The sequence below is a fragment of the Streptomyces lincolnensis genome (genome assembly GCF_001685355.1).
In the GTDB taxonomy this organism is placed as follows: domain Bacteria; phylum Actinomycetota; class Actinomycetes; order Streptomycetales; family Streptomycetaceae; genus Streptomyces; species Streptomyces lincolnensis.
Window position 1 is genome coordinate 6,661,617 of the sequence record NZ_CP016438.1, and the last position, 17,351, is coordinate 6,678,967.

At 71.8% G+C, this 17,351-nt stretch carries 21 protein-coding genes; 10 read left to right on the plus strand and 11 right to left on the minus strand.

What is annotated here, in order from left to right:
- Window positions 1–45: 45 nt before the first annotated feature.
- The 6 genes from SLINC_RS29760 to hisN all read right to left on the minus strand — a co-directional run bounded on the left by SLINC_RS29760 (window position 46) and on the right by hisN (window position 4,933).
- Complete coding sequence (locus SLINC_RS29760; protein WP_067439260.1) at window positions 46–1,185, minus strand: ABC transporter substrate-binding protein; 1,140 nt, start codon at window positions 1,183–1,185, stop codon at window positions 46–48.
- Window positions 1,182–2,045, minus strand: coding sequence for an ABC transporter permease (locus SLINC_RS29765; protein WP_067439263.1), 864 nt, complete (start codon window positions 2,043–2,045; stop codon window positions 1,182–1,184). Before SLINC_RS29765 ends, SLINC_RS29760 begins: the two co-directional genes overlap by 4 nt.
- Complete coding sequence (locus SLINC_RS29770; protein WP_067439266.1) at window positions 2,042–2,836, minus strand: ABC transporter ATP-binding protein; 795 nt, start codon at window positions 2,834–2,836, stop codon at window positions 2,042–2,044. The genes SLINC_RS29765 and SLINC_RS29770 overlap by 4 nt, the downstream gene beginning before the upstream one ends.
- A gap of 160 nt (window positions 2,837–2,996) precedes the next feature.
- Window positions 2,997–3,413, minus strand: a complete 417-nt coding sequence (locus tag SLINC_RS29775; RefSeq protein ID WP_067439269.1) for a Fur family transcriptional regulator — start codon at window positions 3,411–3,413, stop codon at window positions 2,997–2,999.
- A gap of 152 nt (window positions 3,414–3,565) precedes the next feature.
- Window positions 3,566–3,958, minus strand: coding sequence for a CBS domain-containing protein (locus SLINC_RS29780; protein ID WP_067439272.1), 393 nt, complete (start codon window positions 3,956–3,958; stop codon window positions 3,566–3,568).
- 174 nt (window positions 3,959–4,132) lie between these two features.
- A complete protein-coding gene (hisN, locus tag SLINC_RS29785; protein ID WP_067439275.1) occupies window positions 4,133–4,933 on the minus strand; it encodes a histidinol-phosphatase in 801 nt (266 codons plus the stop codon).
- 182 nt (window positions 4,934–5,115) lie between these two features.
- On the opposite strand from hisN, the gene SLINC_RS29790 reads away from it, so the two are divergent.
- Complete coding sequence (locus tag SLINC_RS29790; protein ID WP_067439278.1) at window positions 5,116–5,721, plus strand: TetR/AcrR family transcriptional regulator; 606 nt, start codon at window positions 5,116–5,118, stop codon at window positions 5,719–5,721.
- A gap of 35 nt (window positions 5,722–5,756) precedes the next feature.
- On the opposite strand, the gene SLINC_RS29795 is transcribed toward SLINC_RS29790, so the two are convergent.
- The 4 genes from SLINC_RS29795 to SLINC_RS29810 all read right to left on the minus strand — a co-directional run bounded on the left by SLINC_RS29795 (window position 5,757) and on the right by SLINC_RS29810 (window position 9,293).
- Window positions 5,757–6,080 (minus strand): DMT family transporter, encoded by a 324-nt coding sequence (locus SLINC_RS29795; RefSeq protein WP_067439280.1) that lies wholly within the window; start codon window positions 6,078–6,080, stop codon window positions 5,757–5,759.
- 89 nt (window positions 6,081–6,169) lie between these two features.
- The gene (gene rsgA, locus SLINC_RS29800) at window positions 6,170–7,180 is read right to left on the minus strand and encodes a ribosome small subunit-dependent GTPase A (protein ID WP_067439283.1); all 1,011 of its coding nucleotides are present in this window, start codon (window positions 7,178–7,180) and stop codon (window positions 6,170–6,172) included.
- A gap of 12 nt (window positions 7,181–7,192) precedes the next feature.
- Window positions 7,193–8,518 carry a 3-phosphoshikimate 1-carboxyvinyltransferase gene (gene aroA, locus SLINC_RS29805; protein ID WP_067439286.1) on the minus strand — a complete coding sequence of 442 codons (1,326 nt, stop codon included), beginning with the start codon at window positions 8,516–8,518 and terminating at the stop codon, window positions 7,193–7,195.
- A gap of 52 nt (window positions 8,519–8,570) precedes the next feature.
- Window positions 8,571–9,293: a M50 family metallopeptidase gene (locus SLINC_RS29810; protein WP_067439289.1), complete on the minus strand. Its 723-nt coding sequence runs from the start codon at window positions 9,291–9,293 to the stop codon at window positions 8,571–8,573.
- A gap of 50 nt (window positions 9,294–9,343) precedes the next feature.
- Here SLINC_RS29810 and SLINC_RS29815 point away from each other — a divergent pair, with 50 nt between their 5' ends.
- From SLINC_RS29815 to rsrA, 4 genes are all read left to right on the plus strand, one after another.
- The gene (locus SLINC_RS29815; protein WP_079164798.1) at window positions 9,344–10,159 is read left to right on the plus strand and encodes an SOS response-associated peptidase; all 816 of its coding nucleotides are present in this window, start codon (window positions 9,344–9,346) and stop codon (window positions 10,157–10,159) included.
- Between the two features lies 1 nt (window position 10,160).
- Entirely contained in the window at window positions 10,161–10,790 is a 630-nt protein-coding gene (locus tag SLINC_RS29820; RefSeq protein WP_067439293.1) for an alpha/beta hydrolase family protein, read from the plus strand.
- A 276-nt stretch (window positions 10,791–11,066) separates the two neighbouring features.
- Window positions 11,067–11,762: an RNA polymerase sigma factor SigR gene (sigR, locus tag SLINC_RS29825; RefSeq protein ID WP_067439296.1), complete on the plus strand. Its 696-nt coding sequence runs from the start codon at window positions 11,067–11,069 to the stop codon at window positions 11,760–11,762.
- On the plus strand, window positions 11,759–12,061 hold the full coding sequence (gene rsrA, locus SLINC_RS29830) for a mycothiol system anti-sigma-R factor (RefSeq protein WP_067439299.1): 303 nt from the start codon (window positions 11,759–11,761) through the stop codon (window positions 12,059–12,061). Before sigR ends, rsrA begins: the two co-directional genes overlap by 4 nt.
- A gap of 46 nt (window positions 12,062–12,107) precedes the next feature.
- Here the strand turns inward: rsrA and SLINC_RS29835 are convergent, their stop codons facing one another.
- Window positions 12,108–12,473: a hypothetical protein gene (locus SLINC_RS29835; RefSeq protein WP_067439302.1), complete on the minus strand. Its 366-nt coding sequence runs from the start codon at window positions 12,471–12,473 to the stop codon at window positions 12,108–12,110.
- A 155-nt stretch (window positions 12,474–12,628) separates the two neighbouring features.
- On the opposite strand from SLINC_RS29835, the gene SLINC_RS29840 reads away from it, so the two are divergent.
- The 5 genes from SLINC_RS29840 (at window position 12,629) to SLINC_RS29860 (ending at window position 17,322) form a co-directional block, all read left to right on the plus strand.
- Window positions 12,629–13,003: a hypothetical protein gene (locus SLINC_RS29840; RefSeq protein ID WP_225988313.1), complete on the plus strand. Its 375-nt coding sequence runs from the start codon at window positions 12,629–12,631 to the stop codon at window positions 13,001–13,003.
- Complete coding sequence (locus SLINC_RS29845) at window positions 13,000–13,851, plus strand: hypothetical protein (RefSeq protein ID WP_067439305.1); 852 nt, start codon at window positions 13,000–13,002, stop codon at window positions 13,849–13,851. Before SLINC_RS29840 ends, SLINC_RS29845 begins: the two co-directional genes overlap by 4 nt.
- Window positions 13,852–14,231: 380 nt before the next feature.
- Window positions 14,232–14,621, plus strand: a complete 390-nt coding sequence (locus SLINC_RS29850) for a roadblock/LC7 domain-containing protein (RefSeq protein WP_067439308.1) — start codon at window positions 14,232–14,234, stop codon at window positions 14,619–14,621.
- A 143-nt stretch (window positions 14,622–14,764) separates the two neighbouring features.
- On the plus strand, window positions 14,765–16,072 hold the full coding sequence (locus tag SLINC_RS29855; RefSeq protein WP_067439311.1) for an HD-GYP domain-containing protein: 1,308 nt from the start codon (window positions 14,765–14,767) through the stop codon (window positions 16,070–16,072).
- A complete protein-coding gene (locus SLINC_RS29860) occupies window positions 16,069–17,322 on the plus strand; it encodes an HD domain-containing protein (RefSeq protein ID WP_067439314.1) in 1,254 nt (417 codons plus the stop codon). The genes SLINC_RS29855 and SLINC_RS29860 overlap by 4 nt, the downstream gene beginning before the upstream one ends.
- Window positions 17,323–17,351: the final 29 nt, after the last annotated feature.

Genomic DNA, 17,351 nt, shown 5'->3' on the forward strand with positions numbered 1-17,351 from the left:
ATCCGAAAGGGTTCCGGCCCTCGGTGCTTTTTCCCTTGGTACTTGTCAGGGGCGGTGGCCCACTGCTTCGGCGTAGAGGGACCTGTCGACCGTCCTGGATTCCGGGAGGGGGTCGCCCTCGAAGACGCCTTGGGCGCGGTAGGCGGACTGGAGGCGGTCCGTCGTGCCGGCGCGGATCTCCCAGTCCATGCGGAGGGACGGGGTCGAGGCGAGGATCTTCGCGTCGGACCGCAGGAGACGCGCCAGGTAGGTGACGAAGGTCGCGTTCTTCTTGTAGTCGGCCGCGAAGTAGGTGTTCACCGTGCGGATGTAGGCGCGGACGAGAGCCACGCCCGCGTCCACGTCGTCGTTCAGGAGGCTCGGGCCGTAGAGCAGGCCGCCCAGGGGCTCGCCGGGAGGCTGGCCGCCGAGGAAGGCGTAGCCGGGGGTGCCGTCGACCCTGCGCCAGACCGGGTCGAGGAGCCAGGCGGAGTCGACGCCTCCGTTCTGTAGGGCGGTGAGGACGTCGGCCGAGCCGAGCTGTTGGTACTGGATCTCGTCGAGGCCGCCGCCGTGCTTTTCCAGGGCCTTCTCCATGGGGTACGCGATGACCGAGCCCTTGCCGATCATCGTGCCGAGTTTGCGGCCGGCCATCGCCACGCGGTCCGCGCTCTCGCCGTCCTTCAGCCGCACCCACAGGCCGCTCTTCGAGGTGGGAGCGGGCGAGAAGTTGCCCGCCACCCATCGGATGTCGAAGCCGCCGTGGACGCCGTTCATGACGGCCGCCTCCGGGGCCGCCCAGAGCGCGTCGATGTCACCCTTCGCAAGGAGGGGCAGGGCGTCGGGGGTCGGCAGGACCTTGAGGGTGACGTCCAGCCCCTCCTTCTTGAACTCGCCTTTGTCCAGGGCCACTTGGAGAGGTGCCACGTACTCGGCGCTCAGTGTGCCGGTGGCGATCGTCAGCTCGCGGGACTCGGACAGGGGCCGCGGGGCCGGTGTGCCGGGGGCGCAGCGGGCCGGGCGGCGGGTGGGGGAGAGGTCGGAGGGGGCGGTCCAGGAAGGGGCGGCGCAGCCCGTCACGGGGCGGATCGTGCGCGTCTGCGTGCCCGCCTTCGACGCGGTGCCCTCCCCGGCCGGTGACGCACACGCGGCCGACGCCAGCAGTGCGCCGACGGCGACCACGGCACCGTACGGACGTCTCCTCATGACTGCCCCCGTCCTCGGTCCCTGGGTGCCCAGGGGGTGAGCAACCGGCCCACCAGTCGGATCAGTTCGGAGAAGAGCACGCCCAGGACGGCCACGCAGACGATGCCGACGAACATCACGTCGTTCTGGAAGAGGGCGCGCGAGTCGAAGATGAGATGGCCCAGGCCGTTCGTCGCGGCGATCTGTTCCGAGGCGACGATCACCAGCACCGCCACGCCCGCCGCGATCCGGGCGCCGACCAGGACGGACGGGAGGGAGGCCGGGAGCAGGACGTGGCGGAACATCTGCCAGGGGGAGGCGCCGAAGACCTGGCCCGCGTCGCGGTGGCCGGAGGGGATCTGCATGACCGCCGACATGGTCGAGATCCACACGAAGAAGAACACCGTCGTCGCCACCAGGGCCACCTGCGGGCCCTCGCCCAGGCCGAACATGTTCAGGAAGATCGGCAGCAGGGCCAGCTTGGGGACGACGTACAGGGCGTCCAGCAGTGGTTCCAGGGCCGCGCGCACCAGGGACAGCGAGCCCATCAGCAGGCCCAGCGCGTAGCCCGCGGCCGTGCCGACGGCGTAGCCGGCCAGGACGCGCTTCAGGGTCGCCCACACGTCCGGCCACAGGTCGCCGGCGGCGGCGCGGTCCCAGCCGTCGGCCAGGATCGTGGAGGGGGCGGGGTAGACGCGGTCGTCGATCCAGGCCCGGGTGGCGGCCAGTTGCCACAGCAGGACCAGCAGCAGGGGGACGGCGACCGCCAGGGTCAGTTCCAGGGCGCGCCGACGGCGGTGCGCGCGTTGGGGGTCGAGTTCCCGGGGGCCCGGGCTGCGGACCAGGAGCGACTCGGCCGGTGCCTTCACGGTCGTCGTCATGCCGGGACCGCCTCCTTGCGCAGCAGGTCCCACAACTCGCTCTTCAGGGAGGTGAACTCGGGGGCGGAGCGGATGTCGCCGGTGCGGGGGCGCGGGAAGGGCGGGCGGTGCTCGGCGAGGAGCCGGCCCGGGCGGGCGGACATCACCAGGACGCGGTCGCCGAGGACGATCGCCTCCTCCAGGCTGTGGGTGATGAAGAGGGTGGTGGTCCGGGTGGTCTGGGTGAGGTCCAGCAGCTCGTCCTGGAGGATCATGCGGAGCTGGGCGTCCAGGGCCGCAAAGGGCTCGTCCATCAGCAGCAGTTCCGGCTCCACGGCCAGGGCCCGGGCGATCGCCACGCGCTGGCGCATACCGCCGGAGAGGGTCGCCGGGTAGGCGTCCGCGAAGTCCGCCAGGCCCATGCGGGCCAGCCAGCCGTCGGCGCGGGCGTTCGCCTCGCGGCGCGGGACGCGTTGGATGTCCAGGCCGAAGCGGACGTTGGCGCGGACCGTCTTCCAGTCGTAGATGCCGTAGTCCTGGAAGATCATGGCGGCCGGGCGGGGCGCGGACGTGCGGATCTCCAGGGTGCCCGTGCTCGGGCGGAGCAGGCCCGCGGCGATGCGCAGCAGGGTCGACTTCCCGCAGCCCGAGGGGCCGACCAGGCAGACGAACTCGCCGGGGGCGACGGTGAGGTCCAGGGGGCCGAGCGCGTCGACGGAGCGGGGCGGGCGGCCGAAGGTGCGGGTCAGGCCGGTGGCGTGGAGGGTGGGGTGCGGAGCCCCAGGGGTGGGTTTCGGGTGCGGATCTCCCACGGTTGCTCCTTGCGGAGTGCGGTACGGAGAGGGGGTGGCCGCACGACGATATGACGGTCCGTCAGATTCAGGAACCCTGCGGGCGGCACATTCGCCGAACCCCGCGGGCAGCACAAAGCCCCGGCCTCCGTGAAGGATGCCGGGGCCTCGGTGTGGGCGGCTACGCCGCCGCGCAGTTGGGGCACACGCCCCGGTACGTCACCTCGACGTCCGAGACGGTGAAGCCGAAGCGCTCCGAGTCGGGGAGGTCGGACAGCGGGTTGCCGGTCGGGTGGACGTCCCGGATGGCGCCGCACTGGGCGCAGACCAGGTGGTGGTGCGGCTGGTGCGCGTTCGGGTCGTACCGCTTGGCGCGCTTGTCGGTGGCGACCTCGAGGACTTCGCCGAGGGTGACCAGCTCGCCCAGGGTGTTGTAGACGGTCGCCCGGGAGATCTCGGGCAGCTTGGCGACGGCCCTGGTGTGGACCTCGTCGGCCGTCAGGTGGACGTGCTCGCCGTCCAGGACCTCGGCCACGACACGCCGCTGTGCGGTCATCCGCCATCCGCGTCCGCGCAGTCGTTCCAGAAGGTCGCTCATACGGGCCAGCTTAACAGCAGAGGTGACCAGAACCCGAACAGGTGTTGATTTGGATCTCTGCTTGATTTGGACAAAGTCCAAGCCGGCTTCCGCCGAAGAGTGGGACGGGCCGGGCTGTCCACGGGGAAGCCCGGCCCGTTCGTGTGCCGTGCTCAGGCGGGGACGCGCTGTCGTGCCGGCGCCCAGCAGCGGATGATGTCGCGGACCGAGACGATGCCCACGGGCTCGCCGCCGTCCAGGACGATCAGGTGTCGGAAGCCGCCGTGGGTCATCGCGTGTGCCGCCTCCTCCAGGGTCCAGGTCGGGGCGGCGAAGACGACGTCGGTGGTGGTGTGCGCGTGGGCGTGTTCCGTGTCCGGGCTCTGGCCCAGGCCGACGGAGTTGAGGACGTCGCGTTCGGTGAGGATGCCGATGCCGGTGCCGTCGGGATCCAGGACGACGGCCGCGCCCACCCGGCGGGCGGACATCAGGGCGGCGGCCTGGCGGAGGGTGTGGGTGGGTCCGATGGTCAGGACCACCGTGCTCATGGCGTCGCGGACGAGCATGGGTGCGGAGTCACCTCCAACGAATCCCTGTTAGTGCAGGGATTCACAAGTTCACAAATGAGGGTCCCCTCAGAGTCGCAGGCAAAGCGAGGGTCAACAAGAGGGCGCGCGCCGCCGATTGAGGGCGTGCGCGCTCATCTGTGCTCGTGGAAAGCGCCGGTTGATCGCCCCCGGCTAGTAGCGCTCGTTGAGATACCCGAGGAACTCGTCGTGGAGCAGGCCGTTCGACGCGGCCGCGTTGCCGCTGTGGGGGCCCGGGCGGCCGTCGAGGCCGGTGAAGGTGCCGCCCGCCTCCGTCACGATGATCGCGTTCGCGGCCATGTCCCACAGGGAGAGCTCCGGCTCGGCGCACAGGTCGACCGAGCCCTCGGCGACCATCATGTACGGCCAGAAGTCGCCGTACGCGCGCGTGCGCCACACCTCACGGGTCAGGTCCAGGAAGCCGCCCAGGCGCCCCTGGTCCTCCCAGCCGGTGAGCGAGGAGTACGCGAAGGAGGCGTCCGAGAGCTTCGAGACCCGGGAGACGTGCAGCCGGGAGGCCGAGGTGAGACTGCGGCCGGAGAACGCGCCGTTGCCCTTGGCGGCCCACCAGCGGCGGCCGAGCGCCGGGGCGGAGACCACGCCCACGACGGGCCGGTAGCCGCCCTCGGCCGCCTCCATCAGGGAGATGAGGGTGGCCCACACGGGTACGCCGCGCACGTAGTTCTTGGTGCCGTCGATCGGGTCGATCACCCAGCGGCGCGGGCCGGTGCCCTCGACGCCGTACTCCTCGCCGAGCACCGCGTCGCGGGGGCGGGCGCGCTTGAGATGGCCCCGGATGAGTTCCTCGGCGGCCTTGTCCGCCTCGCTCACCGGAGTCATGTCCGGCTTCGTCTCGACCTTGAGGTCGAGGGCCTTGAAGCGGTCCATGGTGCCGGCGTCCGCCGCGTCGGCGAGGACATGGGCGAGACGCAGGTCGTCGAGGTAGTCGGGCATGTGACGAACGGTATCTGCCGTGGTCGGTGCGGGGCTACCGGGGGGGCCGGGGTGCGGACAGGGGGCGGACCGGGTGGCTCGCGGTGACCGAAGGGCGCCCCCGCGTACCTTCGCGAACCCTTGACAGTGCCTCCATGCGCGTCAAATCTGGGGCGCAGAGCCGATCGCCCAGGGAGGCGACGATGCCTGGAGCGCGGGAATCCCTGCTGGATGCCGCTTACACGGCGCTGGCGCGCCGACCGTGGGCCGCCGTACGGATGGTGGACGTGGCCGCGACGGCCGGAGTGTCCCGGCAGACCCTCTACAACGAGTTCGGGAGCAAGGAGGGGCTGGCCCGGGCGCTCGTCAGGAGAGAGGCGGACGGGTATCTCACCGGGGTCGAGCGGGCGCTGACCGCGCACGGCGACGCCCGGGAGCGGCTGACCGCGACCGCCGAGTGGACCGCCTCCACCGCCCGGGAGAACGCGCTCGTACGGGCCATGCTCACCGGCTGCTGGAGCGAGCGGCTGCCCTCCCCGACGCTGAAGGCCGTGCCGTCCTCCTCGGCCGTGCCGGCGCAGCGCCGGGCGGACGGCCCGCTGCCGTCACCCGGTGACTTCGTGGCCCTGGTGCGCGATCGCGCCGTGACGGTCCTCTCCGGTCCCGGCACGCCCAAGTCGGACCTCTCCGACCTCGCCCGCTCCTGCGAACTCGTCGTCCGCCTCGCCCTGTCCTGCGTGGCGGCCCCGCCCGGCGAGGGCGGGGTCGCGGATCTGGTGCGCAGCGCGCTGCACCGGCAGTACGCCTGACACCGGGCGCCCCGACCGGGAGGCGCTCCGGTGAACTAGTGCGAGGATCCCGACAGTTGAAGGCCGATCACGCCTATGATGACCAGGCTGATCGAGATGATCTTCAGCGTCGACACCAGGTCGTCGAGGAAGATCATTCCGTAGATCGCGGTCCCCGCCGCGCCGATGCCCGTCCACACGGCGTACGCCGGACCCACGTCGAGTTTCTTCAACGACAGGGTCAGCAGACCGAAGCTGCCGAGCGCGAAGACGCAGAACGCGATCGTGGGCCACAGTCGCGTGAAACCGTGCGAGAGCTTCAGACACACGGCGAATCCGGTCTCGAGCAACCCGGCCACCACCACCAGCAGCCACGCCATGTGCTGTCCTCCCGTATGTCCGGCTCGGTGCGATTATGCCTTTACCTGACCCGCGAGGGGGCAAACAACGCGGAGGTCAGCCCACTTCCTCAGTCGCCCTCCGTCCGCTCCCGCGTGGAGAGCATCCGGCGCAGAGAGTAGAGGCGGGCGGGATCGGCGTGCCCCTCGGCCACCCACTGGTCCAACGCGCAGTCCGGCTCATCATGACTGCACGCGCGCGGGCAGCCCTCGGTTCCCGGCACCAGGTCGGGGAAGGCGAGGATCACCCGGGAGGGGTCCACGTGGTGCAGACCGAACGACCGCAGGCCCGGGGTGTCGATCACCCAGCCCGCGTCGCCCGCGAGCGGCAGGGCCAGCGCCGAGGTCGTGGTGTGGCGGCCGCGGCCCGTCACCGCGTTCACATGGCCGGTCAGCCGGCGGCGTTCCTCCGGGACCAGCGAGTTGACCAAGGTCGTCTTGCCGACACCCGAGTGACCCACGAAGGCGGTGATCCTGCCGTCGAGCTGCTCGCGGACCCGGCCCACCGCGTCGCCGCTCTCCAGTTCCGCACGGCTGGTGACCACGTACGGGATGTCCAGGTGGCCGTAGAGCTCCAGCAGCTTGTCGGGCGAGGCGAGGTCCGACTTGGTCATGACCAGCAGGGGTTCCAGGCCCGCGTCGAACGCCGCCACCAGGCAGCGGTCGATCAGGCGCGGGCGGGGTTCCGGGTCGGCGAGGGCCGTGACGATGGCGAGCTGGTCGGCGTTGGCGACGATCACGCGCTCGTACGGGTCGTCGTCGTCCGCCGTGCGACGCAGGACCGACTTGCGGTCCTCGATGCGGACGATGCGGGCGAGGGTGTCCTTCTTGCCGGTCAGATCGCCGACGATGGACACCCGATCACCGACCACGGCCGCCTTGCGGCCCAGCTCGCGGGCCTTCATCGCCAGGACGATCCGGTCGTCGACGAGGCAGGTCAGGCGGCCCCGGTCGACGGTGAGGACCATGCCCTCGACCGCGTCCTCGTGCTTGGGGCGGGTGTGCGTACGCGGTCGGTTGCCCTTGCGGTTCGGGCGGGAGCGGATGTCGTCCTCGTCGGTGTGCTTGCCGTAGCGGCGCATGGCGTACGTCCCCTACGCCCCATCGCTCCCGAGCATCGCTGCCCACAGGTCCGGGAAGTCCGGCAGGGTCTTCGCCGTCGTCGCCACGTTCTCGATGCGCACGCCCTCGACCGCGAGGCCGATGATCGCGCCGGCCGTCGCCATGCGGTGGTCCTCGTACGTGTGGAAGGTCCCGCCGTGCAGCGCGCGCGGCCGGATGTGCAGACCGTCGGCGGTCTCGGTGACGTCACCGCCGAGTTCGTTGATCTCCTTGGTGAGCGCGGCCAGCCGGTCCGTCTCGTGCAGCCGCAGATGGGCCACGCCCCGCAGCGTCGAGGGGGAGTCCGCGAGGGCCGCGACCGCCGCGATGCCGGGGGTCAGCTCGCCGACCTCGCTCAGGTCGACATCGATGCCGTGGATCGAGCCCGAGCCGGTGAACGCCAGGCCGTACTCGGTGAGTTCGCAGGAACCGCCCATTTCGGTGAAGATCTCACGCAGCCGGTCACCGGGCTGGGTGGTACGGGCCGGCCAGTCCGGGACGACGACCTTGCCCCCGGTCACCAGCGCCGCCGCCAGGAACGGCTGGGCGTTGGACAGATCCGGCTCGACCGTCAGGTCCCGGCCCAGCAGCGCGCCCGGCGTCACCCGCCACACGTTCGGCTCGCCGCCCGACTCCGGGGTGTCCACCTGCGCGCCGACCGAGCGCAGCATGTCGACGGTCATCCGGATGTGCGGCATGGAGGGCAGGGTGCCGCCGATGTGCCGGACCTCGACCCCCTGGTTGAAGCGCGGGCCGGACAGCAGCAGCGCCGAGACGAACTGCGACGAGGACGAGGCGTCGATCTCCACCTGGCCGCCGTCCAGCGCCCCGCCGCCGTGCACCGTGAGCGGCAGCGCGCCCCGGCCGTCGTCGTCGATGCGGGCGCCGAGGACGCGCAGGGCGTCGATCACGCCGTTCAGGGGGCGTTCGTACGACCTCGGGTCGCCGTCGAAGCGGATGTCACCGTCGGCGAGGGCGGCGACGGGGGGCAGGAAGCGCATCACGGTGCCGGCGTTGCCGACGTCCACGGTCGCCGGGCCGCGCAGGCCCGCCGGCAGCACGCGCCAGCTCTCGCCCGTGCCGTCGGGGCCCACGCCCTCCTCGATGCCCACGCCCATCTCGCGGAGGGCGGCGGCCATGAGGAGGGTGTCCCGGGAGCGCAGGGGGCGGCGGAGCCAGCCGGGTTCGCTCGCGAGGGAGGCCAGGACCAATGCGCGGTTGGTGACCGACTTGGACCCCGGGACGTGGACCGTCGCGTCGACGGCTCCGCTCGCGTGGGGGGCGGGCCAGAGGGCGGTGTCTGAGGGGTTCAAAGCCATAGGGTCACTTTAGTAGGGGGTGGTGTTCCAGGTGCAGCGCTGTCATGGCTGGTCACACCTCCAGCAACCATCGGCCGCCGCCTATCAGCGAGCACAGGCTCACCGCGTGGAACAGGAACAGCCACAGGCCGGCCGGTGCGTGCGTCAGACGGGACAGCTGGTCCGCGTCGGAATCCCCCGCCCCGCCCCGCGACCGCTTCGCCTGCAACTCGAAAGCGGGACGTACCCCGCCCAGCAGCAGGAACCAGACCACCGCGTAGGCGAAGGCCGCCTGGACCTGGGGGCCGGCCAGCCAGGAGACGACCACGAACGTGCCGCCGGTGACGACGACCGTCAGGGCGCCGTAGGCGTTGCGGATCATGACGAGCATCGCGATGAGCAGGGCCGTCGCCGCCCAGAGGAGCAGGGTGATGCGGCCCGCGGCCAGCAGGGCGGCGCCGCCCAGGCCCAGCAGGGGCGGCGCGGTGTAGCCGGCCGCGGCGGTGAGGATCATGCCGAGGCCGTGGGGCTTGCCGCGGCTGACGGTGAGGCCGCTGGTGTCGGAGTGCAGGCGGATGCCGGTGAGCTGGCGGCCGGTGAGCAGGGCGACGAGACCGTGGCCGCCCTCGTGGGCGATGGTGATGGCGTTGCGGGAGACCCGCCACAGGGTGTGCGGGACCACTATGGCCAGCGCCGCGACCATGGTGGCGAGCACCACCCACAGATCGGGGTCGGGCTGGAGGCCCACGAGCCGGTCCCAGAGGTCGGGCAGCGCGGTGGATGCGGTGCTGTCCATGTTTCCCGGTGGCTCCCTCTCGTCGTACGGAGTCTGGCAGTGTGGCACGTATGTGCGGACGGTATGCAGCCAGTCGTGGGCCCGAGGATCTCGCAGGAATCTTTGAGGTCGAGAAGTGGGAGCCCGAGGAGACACTGGCACCCGATTACAACGTGGCCCCGACCAAGGAGGTCTACGCCGTCCTCGACCGTCCTCTTAAGGACGTGGAGGATCCCCAGCCGGTTCGGCAGCTGCGGAAGCTGAAGTGGGGGCTGGTGCCGAGCTGGTCGAAGACCCCCGAGGGCGCGGCCCGGATGATCAACGCGCGGGCCGAGACGGTGCACGAGAAGCCGTCGTACAAGCGGGCCTTCTCCACGCGCCGCTGCATCATCCCCGCCGACGGCTACTACGAGTGGGTCACCGGCACGCAGGAGCGGGATCTGGAGGTCGAGGGCAAGAAGAAGCGGCCGCGCAAGCAGCCGTACTTCGTGCTGCCCGCCGACGGGTCGGTGTTCGCGATGGCCGGGCTGTACGAGTTCTGGCGGGACAAGACCCTGCCCGACGACCATCCGCAGGCCTGGTGGGTGACCTGCTCGGTGATCACGACGGAGGCGGAGACGGGCCCGCTGGGCGTCTCCCCGGCCGACGGGCCGCGCACGCTCGCCGAGATCCACCCCCGGATGCCGCTCATGCTCACCCCGGACCGCTGGGACTCCTGGCTCGACCCGTCCCGCACCGACGTGGAAGACCTGCGCTCCCTGCTCGCCCCGCCGCCCGAGGGCCTGATGCGGGCCTATCCGGTGAGCACGGCCGTCAGCAACGTCCGCAACAACGGCCCGGAGCTGCTGAAGGAGCTGGAGGGGCCCGAAGAGGGCACACTCTTCTAGCGTGAGGACCGAGATCATCAGCACCGAGGCGGGGGACGCCCGCCTCACCTGGCACCCGGCGAGGAAGGCGCGCCTCGTCCTGGCGGTCGGCCACGGCGCGGGCGGCGGCATCGAGGCGCGGGACCTTCAGGCCCTGGCCAGGGTGCTCCCGGGGCACGGTGTGAGCGTCGCCCTGGTGGAGCAGCCCTGGCGGGTGGCCGGGAAGAAGCTGGCGCCGGCGCCGAAGACGCTGGACGTGGGGTGGCGGGGGATCTGGCCCGCGGTCGCTGAGGCCGGGCTGCCCGTGATCTCCGGCGGGCGCAGCGCCGGGGCCCGCGTGGCCTGCCGTACGGCCGTCGAGCTGGGCGCGCACGCCGTCCTCGCCCTCAGTTTCCCGCTGCACCCGCCGGGCAGGCCCGAGAAGTCCCGCGCCGACGAACTGCTGGGGTCCCAGGTGCCCACCCTGGTCGTCCAGGGCGGCAACGACCCCTTCGGGAAGCCGGAGGAGTTCCCGGACGGCTCCCACGAGCTCGTCGAGGTGCCGTACGGCGATCACGGCTTCGTCGTGCCGAAACGCGCCGCGATCACGCAGGAGGACGCCGTGAAGGTCATCACGGACGCGGTCGTGAAGTGGTCCGGGTCACTGGGGTAATCCGGGTCACTGGGGTAAAGGTTCGGGAATGTTGAGTCGCGGACCTCTGTTGAGGCGGACAGAAGTGCTGAGCAAGCAGCACCGACCGTCGTAGGAGAGGAAGTCCGCCGCATGGGTTCGACCTACTGCCCGAGCCGCAGCAGCCGCGCCGACCTGGACTGGACGGTGCTGCACGCGGCCAGGACCACCCCTATTCGAGGGGCGGCCGGGACGGGTAGTCGTCTATCCTCCGATTCTGGTGGGTCGGGTTTCCGGCCTGCCCGGAATCTTGAGGAGGTGGGTCCGGTTCCCGGTACCGACGCAGGGACCGAACACGGCCAGGCGGAGCAGCCCGAGGGCCAGGGCACGAGCGTGGCGACCAGTACGGAGTCGACTGCCGAGCGCAGCGCGCGCTTCGAACGGGACGCGCTCGAATTCCTCGACCAGATGTACTCGGCGGCGCTGCGCATGACGCGCAACCCGGCCGACGCCGAGGATCTGGTGCAGGAGACGTACGCCAAGGCGTACGCGTCCTTCCACCAGTTCCGCGAGGGCACCAACCTGAAGGCCTGGCTGTACCGCATCCTCACCAACACCTTCATCAACTCGTACCGCAAGAAGCAGCGCGAACCCCAGCGCTCCGCGGCCGAGGAGATCGAGGACTGGCAGCTCGCGCGTGCCGAGTCGCACATGTCGACCGGTCTGCGCTCCGCCGAGTCGCAGGCGCTCGACCACCTGCCCGACTCGGACGTGAAGGAAGCGCTCCAGGCCATCCCCGAGGAATTCCGGATCGCCGTGTACCTCGCCGACGTAGAGGGCTTTGCGTACAAGGAGATCGCGGACATCATGGGGACACCCATCGGTACGGTGATGTCCCGGCTGCACCGGGGCCGCCGTCAACTGCGCGGCATGCTCGAGGACTACGCCCGTGAGCGCGGACTGGTCCCGGCCGGTGCCGGAGAGTCGAACGAAGCGAAAGGCTCGGGCTCATGAGCTGCGGAGAGCCGCACGAGACGGATTGCGGCGAGATCCTCGATCACCTCTACGAGTTTCTCGACCGGGAGATGCCCGACACCGACTGCACCAAGTTCGAGCAGCACTTCGAGGAGTGCTCGCCGTGCCTGGAGAAGTACGGGCTCGAACAGGCCGTCAAGAAGCTGGTCAAGCGCTGCTGCGGTCAGGACGACGTGCCGACCGATCTGCGGTCCAAGGTCATGGGGCGGATCGATCTGATCCGTTCCGGCCAGGCCGTGCCCGAGCACGACATCACCGCGACCCCGCAGGAGTCGTGACACCGGGAGGAGCGGATGTGTCCGGGGCCGGGCCCCGGACGCCTCGTCAGATCTCCAGGCCCGACTCGATCCGCTTCAGGCCGTGCCGGGCCAGGGCCAGGTTGCTGCGGGAGCGGTCGAGCGCGAGGTAGAGGAACAGACTCCCCGCGCTGCCGGTGAGCGGCCTGATCAGGTGGTACTGCCTGCCCAGCGTGATCAGAACGTCCTCGATCGTGTCGTCCATGTCCAGTGAGGCGAGCGTGCGCATCTTGGACCGTACGACCTCGGTGTTGCCCGCTGCCGCGAGTTCCAGGTCGAGGCCCTGCCCTCCCCCCAGCGAGCCGAGCGACATACCGCTCTCGTAGTCGACGAGAGCGACGCCGAGCGCTCCCTCGACGGCCATGGCTTCCTTCAGCGCGGTCTCGATGTTCATGGTGTCGCCCCAATTCCTCGGTGCTGCTGACCGGTCGATGTCCGGCCATCTACGATCGAACGTGAGTGACTCTCGGGTCACAAAACGTCAACTCTGTTAAAAGGTATGGAAGTTGACGTTCAAAGTACTGTGCGTCGTGGAGAGGTGGAGGGGGAATGGGGGAAATGACGACGGCGCTCCAGGCATCCCTGGACCGGCTGCTCGATTCCCCCGGGGTCACCGGCGTCGCCCTCGTCGACGCGGTCACCGGCCTGACCTACGCCGGCGCCGGGGACAGTGCCGAGGCGGGAGCGGGGGCGGAGGCCTGCGAGCTCGCCACCCTCATCGCCGAACGGCTGGGCGCGGCGGGAGCCGAGGGGGAACTGGAGAGCGTGGTCACCACCAGCACCAGGCGTCACCAGGTGCTCCTGGCGGTGCCGCGCCCGGCGGGTGACCCCCTGCTGCTGGCCGCCGGACTGGACCGGGACCGGGTCAATGTGGCGCTGGCGCTGCGGACCCTGGGCGACCACGCCGCAGAGGTGCTGGCGTGACGGCGCCCACGGCACGCAACGTACCGGCGCTGTTGCAGCGGCTTCGCGAGGAGTCCTTCAGCGGGACGGTACGGGTCTTCGGCCACCCGGGCGGAACGATCCATCTGCGCGACGGGCTGGTGGGCGCGATCGAGACACCGGGCGCGCCGGGCGTCACCTCGGCGCTGCTCGCCTCGGGCCGGATCGGCGACGAGGAGTGGCTGGCGGCCTGCGCCGCGGAGCCCGACGCGGACCGGCTCGGCGGACATCTGGTGGCCGCCGGGCTGATCGGCGCCGCCGAACTGGACGTCGTCCGTACGGCGGCCGTGTTCGACGGCGCGTTCGCCATGGCCCTCAGCCCTCCGGGGGAGCGGGAGGTGGGCGAGCGTGAACCCGCGCTCGTCGTCGAACAGGGAGTGGAACCACGGCGGTTGACCGAGGAGACCGCACGGCGCATGGCCCTGCTCTCCCGGTTGTGGGGACCGCCGGGCGAGCTGGCACGGATCCGCCCCGCGGCCGTCGCGGACGCGGGTTCCGGCCGGGCCCACGGCAGGCTCGCGCCGCGGCAGCGGGACGTCCTCGCCGTGGCCAACGGCCGCCGGACACCCCGTGACCTCGCCTTCTCGCTGGGACGCGGACTGTTCGCGGTGATGCTGGACCTCGCCCGCCTGGAGGCGCTCGGTCTGGTCCGCAGGGAGTCCGGAGCCGGCGCCGCCGGCCGGCCGAGCACCGCACCGCGTGCCCTCGCGCCGGACACGTCCACCATCACGGCATCCGGGGCCGCGGCCCTGCCGAAGCGCCGACCCGGCAGCGGTCTTCCCGGCCGTACTCCGGGCCGTGTTCCGGGACAGAAGGGGAGGGGCGGCTAGTGACCCCACAGGACGGGACCCCACGGGACCGTCGAGCGGCCGAGGCCGCACCGGCACGGGAACGAGCCGCTCCGGAAGCCGAACCCGGCTCTCCGTCTCCGCCTTCCCGGACACCGAATCCGTCACGGCGGTCCCTGCCCCGGCGAGGTGCCGCTGCGGCGTCCGGCCCGCCCTTACCCGGGCTGCCGTCGATGCTGTCGGCCGAGGATCTCGCCGCCCACCAGCCCTCCGTCGAGATGCTGCAGCGTGTCCGCAAGGCGCTGCGTGCTCTTCCGGAGCCGGACTGAACCCGGCCGAACTCTCTTACGCCCGGCCCGACTTATCGCACTCGCTTGGACCGTACCAGTACCGGCATATGCCCGGAACAAGGAGCACGACGGATGACCGAAATTCCACCGCCCGATTCCCTGACGGACATTCTGACCTCGTTGCGCGACCGGGTGATGGGGGTCTCCGAGAGCGTCCTGTCCACCGTGGACGGCCTCCTCGTGCACGCCGACGTCGACACCGTCCACCCGGAGTCCGTGGCCGCCCTCGCCGCCGCGACCCTCGGCGTCGGCCGCCGCATGGCCGACACCGCCGGCGTCGGCGCGCTCCGTGAAGTGGTCGCCCGCTGCGGCTCGGGCCATGTCATCGTCGTGGCCGTCGGCGACCGGGCCCTGCTCACCGTGAAGGGCGACGCGGGGCTCGATCTCGCCGCCTTCCAGCGTGAGTCGCCGGCCGCGGTGGAGCGGCTGAGCAGGGTGCTCGCCGCGGACGTGGCCCACTGACCGGCGTCACTCGTCTCGAACACCTGTGCAGGCGTGGGAATGCCAGTCACTCGAACGTGCTAATCCGCAGTTCATCGGCCCACACCGCCCCGCCGTCGCCCTAGGCTCCTGCCTGAACAGGCTCGGCCGGGGGAGGGGGCGTGATGGAGGCGGTTCCGGCGCGGGCCCGTGTGTACGTCTCCTGTGTCGCCGTGGGCGCGCTGATCTGCCTGGCCCCGCTGCCCACCGTGCAGACCCCGTGGTGGCCGGTGCTGCTGCTCGCGGTGCTCTACGCCGGGTGCGAGCAGGCCGCCGCGCGCTGGCGGTTCGCCGGCACCTTCTACCCCGTGCTGCTCGCCGGCGCCTTTCTGCTGCCGCCCCCGGCCGCCGCCCTGGTCGCGCTGCCGGGAGCCCTGCTCTCGCCCGTCGAGCAGCGACCGCGCCGGCTGCGGCGCGTGTGGCGCGCGGCCCAGCTCGTCGTGGCGGTGTGGGTCGCCGCACGGGTGCACTGGGCGCTGGGCGGCCGTGACGCCGTCGCCGCCCCCGACTTCCCGTTCGCGCTCCTCCCGGCCGGAGCCGCCGTCCTCGCGTTCTGCCTGGTCCTGAGCCTGCTGGACGGCGGGATCCTGGCCCTCGCCGAGCGCGCCCCGGTACGGCGGGCCTGGCGGGGACTGTTCCCGCGCTCCCTGGCACCGGTCGCCGTGCACGGGCTGGCGGGGCTGATGATGGCCGTCCTGTGGCGCAGCCCCTACGGCCCCGTCGCCGCGCTGCTCGTCCTGCTGCCGATGTGCGTGTCCTGGTGGGTGTTCGCCCAGTACCACCGGGAACGCGCCGCCCACCAGGCGACCATCAGGGCGCTCGTGCAGGCCGTCGACATCAAGGACGAGTACACCCGCGGCCACAGCGAGCGCGTCGGACAGGCCTCGATGATGATCGCGCGCGAGCTCGGCATGGACGAGGGACGCATCGAGGTGCTGCGGTTCGCCGGGATCCTGCACGACGTGGGAAAGCTGGGCGTACCCACACGGCTGCTCCGCAAGGACGGTCCGCTGACACCGGAGGAGCGCCGGGTGATCGAGCTGCATCCCGAGTACGGGCACGAGATGGTCCGGGGGATCTCCTTCCTCGGAGAGGCCCGGGCGGCCGTGCTCCACCACCATGAACGGATCGACGGGAGCGGCTATCCGTACGGGCTGGTCGGGAACCAGATCCCGGAGTCGGCGCGGGTGGTGGCGGTGGCGGACGCCTTCGACGCGATGACGTCCACCCGCTCCTACAGCAGGGCCCGGCCGGTCCCGGTCGCGCTGGAGGAGCTGCGGCGGTGCGCCGGGACGCATTTCGACCCGCGGATGGTGGAGGCCTTCGTCAGGGCACTGGGCCGGTACGGCTGGCATCCCGCGGTGACCGCCGAGGAACCGCGCCCGCCCCGGCCTCGCGCAGCCGTCGCCGGCCGACCGGGAGTGCCCCGGTGAGCGGGGGCCGGCGCCCCGCCCACCCCGCCCTTCTCGTCTTCATCCACCTCTGCGCCGCCCTCCTGGCCGCGCTCTCCCTCGCGGTCACCCTCTGGACCGGTCTGGAGGAGCGCGGGGCGGCCCTCGCCTTCGGGGTGCTGGTCGTCGTGGGCGAGCTCGCCCGATGGACCGGTGCCCGGGTCAGGGAGGCCGCGCCGCTCGGGGCCGCGGGGGCGATGGCGTACGCCCTGCTGGGAGCGGACGGCGGGCAGCCCACCCATCACGGCGCCTTCCAGGTCGTCGCCGTCGTGGTCGCCGCCTCCCTGCTCGGCAGCGTGCCGCACATCGCGCGGGGACAGGGGCCGGCCCGCGACCAGCTGGCCCGCCGGGTGCTCACCGTCGGGTTCACCGCCGTGTGCTTCCAACCCCTGTACAACCGGGGCACGTTCGCGGAGTGGGGGACCGCCTACGCGCTGCTGCTGCTCGCTCTGCTGACCCTCACCGCGCTCTGCGACGCCGTGCTCGCGGCCGCCCTGGCCCACTCGCGCACCCGGTGGCCCTTCGGCCCCCTCCTGCGCGACGAGCTGCGGGCACTGCTCGGGATCGGCTCCGCCGTCTGCGCGACCGGGGCGGTGATGGCGCTCGCGGTGGCCGTCGTGGGCCTGTGGGCGGTACCGGTGTTCTCGCTGCCGCTGCTGCTCACCCAGCTCTCCTTCAAGCGGTACGCCGCCGTCCGGGCCACCAACCGGCAGACCATCGCCTCCCTCGCCCGGGCCACCGAGATCGCCGGATACACCCCCACCGGGCACGCCCGCCGCGTCGCCTCGCTCAGCCGGGCCGTCGGGCGGGACCTCGGGCTGTCGGCGCCCGAACTCACCGTGCTGGAGTACGCGGCCCTGATGCACGACATCGGACAGCTCAGCCTCCTCGACCCGGTCCCGGCCGGGGCCACCGCCGCGCTGCCCGCGCCGGAGCAGCGCCGGATCGCCCTGCTGGGCGGGGCCGTCGTACGGCAGACCGGGGTGGATCCGTCCGTCGCCGTCGTCGTGGAGCGGCAGGCCGACGCCTGGCCGGAGCAGCCGGTCGCGGCACGGATCGTGCGGGCGGTGAACGCCTACGAGGAGAAGGCGCGGGACGCCGGGCCCGGCGGGCCCCTGACGGCGCTGGAGGAGCTGCGGCTGGCCCCGGCCGGGCAGTACGCGCCCGACGTGGTCGAAGCGCTGGCCAGGGTCCTGGCACGGGACTGTCTGACCCCGGCCGTGGTTGGGTAACCCATGGGTAATGAGCGCCCTTCCAGCCG